We start from the raw sequence: 5349 nt of genomic DNA, 5'->3' as shown, positions 1-5349 counted from the left end.
GGTTCGGAATGGGACCGGGCGTTTCCCTGCCGCTATAACCGCCGTAACTCTATGAAACTATCCACAGAGAGCCACCCACCAACCCCAGGGATCTTTTCCTGGTTCGGGTGTGTCTTCTGTGTCTGTGTGTTGTTTCAGATACTGCACAGTGGACGCGTAGCAACCTTTGTTTGTAAGCCCTCGGCCTATTAGTACCGGTCACCTCCACCAGTTACCTGGCTTCCAGTTCCGGCCTATCAACCCCATGGTCTGTAGGGGGCCTTAACCACTCTAGGTGGTGGGAAACCTCATCTTGGAACAGGCTTCCCGCTTAGATGCTTTCAGCGGTTATCCCTTCCGAACGTAGCCAACCAGCCGTGCCCCTGGCGGGACAACTGGCACACCAGAGGTTCGTCCGTCCCGGTCCTCTCGTACTAGGGACAGCTTTCCTCAAGTTTCCAACGCGCGCGGCGGATAGAGACCGAACTGTCTCACGACGTTCTAAACCCAGCTCGCGTGCCGCTTTAATGGGCGAACAGCCCAACCCTTGGGACCTACTCCAGCCCCAGGATGCGACGAGCCGACATCGAGGTGCCAAACCATCCCGTCGATATGGACTCTTGGGGAAGATCAGCCTGTTATCCCCGGGGTACCTTTTATCCGTTGAGCGACACCGCTTCCACATGCCGGTGCCGGATCACTAGTCCCGACTTTCGTCCCTGCTCGACATGTCTGTCTCACAGTCAAGCTCCCTTGTGCACTTGCACTCGACACCTGATTGCCAACCAGGCTGAGGGAACCTTTGGGCGCCTCCGTTACATTTTGGGAGGCAACCGCCCCAGTTAAACTACCCACCAGGCACTGTCCCTGAACCAGATCATGGTCCGAGGTTAGAGGTCCAATACGATCAGAGTGGTATTTCAACGATGACTCCACACACACTGGCGTGCATGCTTCACAGTCTCCCACCTATCCTACACAAACCGTACCGAACACCAATACCAAGCTATAGTGAAGGTCCCGGGGTCTTTTCGTCCTGCCGCGCGTAACGAGCATCTTTACTCGTAATGCAATTTCGCCGAGTCTGTGGTCGAGACAGCAGAGAAGTCGTTACGCCATTCGTGCAGGTCGGAACTTACCCGACAAGGAATTTCGCTACCTTAGGATGGTTATAGTTACCACCGCCGTTTACCGGGGCTTAAATTCTCAGCTTCGCGCCGAAGCGCTAACCGGTCCTCTTAACCTTCCGGCACCGGGCAGGCGTCAGTCCGTATACATCGTCTTACGACTTCGCACGGACCTGTGTTTTTAGTAAACAGTCGCTTCTCTCTGGTCTCTGCGGCCCAAACCAGCTCGGGAAGTAAATTCCGTCACCAGCTCGGGCCCCCCTTCTCCCGAAGTTACGGGGGCATTTTGCCGAGTTCCTTGACCACAGTTCTCTCGATCGCCTTAGTATTCTCTACCTGACCACCTGTGTCGGTTTGGGGTACGGGCCGTGTACCAACTCACTAGAGGCTTTTCTCGGCAGCATAGGATCACTGAATTCGCCTCAATCGGCTACGCATCACCTCTCAGGCACATGTTGTGCGGATTTGCCTACACAACGCCCTACAGGCTTACACCAGTACAACCACTGACTGGCCCAGCTACCTTCCTGCGTCACCCCATCGCTTGACTACTACACCCAGGGTCGCGCGCAGCCCCATCCGGCCTCCCGAAGGAGGTCCATCAGGTTTTGGGCGCTTAGCACAGATGATTCGCCATTGGGCGCGGATACACGGGTACGGGAATATCAACCCGTTGTCCATCGACTACGCCTGTCGGCCTCGCCTTAGGTCCCGACTCACCCTGGGCGGATTAACCTGGCCCAGGAACCCTTGGTCATTCGGCGGACGAGTTTCTCACTCGTCTTTCGCTACTCATGCCTGCATTCTCACTCGCGCAGCCTCCACAACTAGGTCACCCCGCTGCTTCCCTGGCTACACGACGCTCCCCTACCCAGCCACACCACTGCACACCAGACCGTAATCCGATGTGGATGTATTGTGCGACTGCCGCGGCTTCGGCGGTGTACTTGAGCCCCGCTACATTGTCGGCGCAGGATCACTCGACCAGTGAGCTATTACGCACTCTTTCAAGGGTGGCTGCTTCTAAGCCAACCTCCTGGCTGTCTGCGCAATCCCACATCCTTTTCCACTTAGTACACGCTTAGGGGCCTTAGCCGGCGATCTGGGCTGTTTCCCTCTCGACTACGAAGCTTATCCCCCGCAGTCTCACTGCCGCGCTCTCACTCACCGGCATTCGGAGTTTGGCTGATTTCGGTAAGCTTGTGGGCCCCCTAGACCATCCAGTAGCTCTACCTCCGGTGAGAAACACGCGACGCTGCACCTAAATGCATTTCGGGGAGAACCAGCTATCACGGAGTTTGATTGGCCTTTCACCCCTACCCACAGCTCATCCCCTCAGTTTTCAACCTAAGTGGGTTCGGGCCTCCACGACGTCTTACCGTCGCTTCACCCTGGCCATGGGTAGATCACTCCGCTTCGGGTCTAGAACACGCGACTCGAACGCCCTATTCGGACTCGCTTTCGCTACGGCTACCCCACACGGGTTAACCTCGCCACATGCCACTAACTCGCAGGCTCATTCTTCAAAAGGCACGCCATCACCCCCCACAGCAAGCTGTGCAGAGGCCCTGACGGATTGTAAGCGCACGGTTTCAGGTACTATTTCACTCCCCTCCCGGGGTACTTTTCACCTTTCCCTCACGGTACTAGTCCGCTATCGGTCACCAGGGAGTATTCAGGCTTACCGGGTGGTCCCGGCAGATTCACAGCAGATTTCACGGGCCCGCTGCTACTCGGGCACTCACTACAACAGAGAACATGTTTTCGCCTACCGGACTCTCACCGTCTACGGTTGGCCGTCCCAGACCAATTCGACTAACACGAACTTTTCTGACTGTTGCTCGCCACGGCAGTGACAAGAAAGTGAGCCCCACGACCCCACACGTGCAACGCCTGCCGGCTATCACACACGCATGGTTTAGCCTCATCCGCTTTCGCTCGCCACTACTCACGGAATCACATGTTGTTTTCTCTTCCTGTGGGTACTGAGATGTTTCACTTCCCCACGTTCCCTCCACACACCCTATATATTCAGGTGCGGGTAACACGACATCACTCGTGCTGGGTTTCCCCATTCGGACACCCTCGGATCACAGCTCGGTTGACAGCTCCCCGAGGCTTATCGCAGCCTCCTACGTCCTTCATCGGCTCCTGGTGCCAAGGCATCCACCGTACGCTCTAAAACACTTACAAAACAAAGATGCTCGCGTCCACTGTGCAGTTCTCAAACAACACACCCACCCGAACCTTGCACCCGCACCAGCCAGAAACTTAGAAAAGCTCCCGCGGTATGAACGGAGATCCGAGCGGATCGTATTTTTTGCCTGGAAAGAACGCCTGTTCTTTCAGGACCCAACAGTGTGTTGATATATCCACCAGCACCACGGACTCGGCCGCAGCCATACGTGATGGAGATTGTCAGCGTTCCACCCATGAGCAACCATCGGAAAACATTCGCTTCCGAAATGGCCTCTGCCACGACCGGTACTCGACTCTTCGAGCCGGCATGGAGAATGCTCCTTAGAAAGGAGGTGATCCAGCCGCACCTTCCGGTACGGCTACCTTGTTACGACTTCGTCCCAATCGCCGATCCCACCTTCGACGGCTCCCTCCACAAGGGTTAGGCCACCGGCTTCGGGTGTTACCGACTTTCATGACGTGACGGGCGGTGTGTACAAGGCCCGGGAACGTATTCACCGCAGCGTTGCTGATCTGCGATTACTAGCGACTCCAACTTCACGGGGTCGAGTTGCAGACCCCGATCCGAACTGAGACCGGCTTTAAGGGATTCGCTCCACCTCACGGTATCGCAGCCCTCTGTACCGGCCATTGTAGCATGTGTGAAGCCCTGGACATAAGGGGCATGATGACTTGACGTCGTCCCCACCTTCCTCCGAGTTGACCCCGGCAGTCTCTCACGAGTCCCCGCCATTACGCGCTGGCAACATAAGATAAGGGTTGCGCTCGTTGCGGGACTTAACCCAACATCTCACGACACGAGCTGACGACAGCCATGCACCACCTGTACACCGACCACAAGGGGGCCTACATCTCTGCAGGTTTCCGGTGTATGTCAAACCCAGGTAAGGTTCTTCGCGTTGCATCGAATTAATCCACATGCTCCGCCGCTTGTGCGGGCCCCCGTCAATTCCTTTGAGTTTTAGCCTTGCGGCCGTACTCCCCAGGCGGGGTACTTAATGCGTTAGCTACGGCACGGATCCCGTGGAAGGAAACCCACACCTAGTACCCACCGTTTACGGCGTGGACTACCAGGGTATCTAATCCTGTTCGCTACCCACGCTTTCGCTTCTCAGCGTCAGTTACTTCCCAGAGACCCGCCTTCGCCACCGGTGTTCCTCCTGATATCTGCGCATTTCACCGCTACACCAGGAATTCCAGTCTCCCCTGAAGTACTCAAGCCTGCCCGTATCGACCGCAAGCTCGGGGTTGAGCCCCGAGTTTTCACGATCGACGCGACAAGCCGCCTACAAGCTCTTTACGCCCAGTAATTCCGGACAACGCTCGCACCCTACGTATTACCGCGGCTGCTGGCACGTAGTTGGCCGGTGCTTCTTATACTCCTACCGTCACTTTCGCTTCGTCGGAGTCGAAAGAGGTTTACAACCCGAAGGCCGTCATCCCTCACGCGGCGTCGCTGCATCAGGCTTCCGCCCATTGTGCAATATTCCCCACTGCTGCCTCCCGTAGGAGTCTGGGCCGTGTCTCAGTCCCAGTGTGGCCGGTCGCCCTCTCAGGCCGGCTACCCGTCGTCGCCTTGGTAGGCCATTACCCCACCAACAAGCTGATAGGCCGCGGGCTCATCTTGCACCGATAAATCTTTCCACCCTCGGTCATGCAACCGAAGGTCATATCCGGTATTAGACCCAGTTTCCCAGGCTTATCCCAGAGTGCAAGGCAGATCACCCACGTGTTACTCACCCGTTCGCCGCTCGTGTACCCCGAAGGGCCTTACCGCTCGACTTGCATGTGTTAAGCACGCCGCCAGCGTTCGTCCTGAGCCAGGATCAAACTCTCCGTTGAAGACTCACAATCACACCCGAAGGCGCAATCAAAAGTACAAACCAGAGTCCGAAAACCCAGCAAAACAAATCGCCAGCTGGAATTTAGCTGACTTAAATGTTCGATCCTCCACACGGGGGTATGAAGAACCGAAACCAAATCAAATATTTGGCACTGACATTCATCAACACACTATTGAGTTCTCAAAGAACACACGCACACA

General features: G+C 56.2%; 1 protein-coding gene and 2 rRNA genes. 1 reads left to right on the top strand and 2 read right to left on the bottom strand.

Features of this window, described 5'->3' with window-relative positions; all coding sequences use genetic code 11:
* Positions 1–168: 168 nt before the first annotated feature.
* Positions 169–3299: ribosomal RNA gene (locus ABZV91_RS32160) — 23S ribosomal RNA — on the bottom strand.
* A 331-nt stretch (positions 3300–3630) separates the two neighbouring features.
* Positions 3631–5147 (bottom strand): 16S ribosomal RNA (locus ABZV91_RS32155).
* The 16S and 23S rRNA genes sit together here, the layout of an rRNA operon.
* Here ABZV91_RS32155 and ABZV91_RS32150 point away from each other — a divergent pair.
* Positions 5144–5349: hypothetical protein (locus ABZV91_RS32150; RefSeq protein WP_355249479.1), on the top strand; the 206-nt coding region annotated here is incomplete at its 3' end. The genes ABZV91_RS32155 and ABZV91_RS32150 overlap by 4 nt on opposite strands.

Source organism: Nocardia sp. NPDC004568 (genome assembly GCF_040609955.1).
Lineage (GTDB): Bacteria > Actinomycetota > Actinomycetes > Mycobacteriales > Mycobacteriaceae > Nocardia.
Note: the sequence above shows the minus strand (reverse complement) of the source record. Positions and strands in the feature narration are given on the sequence as shown.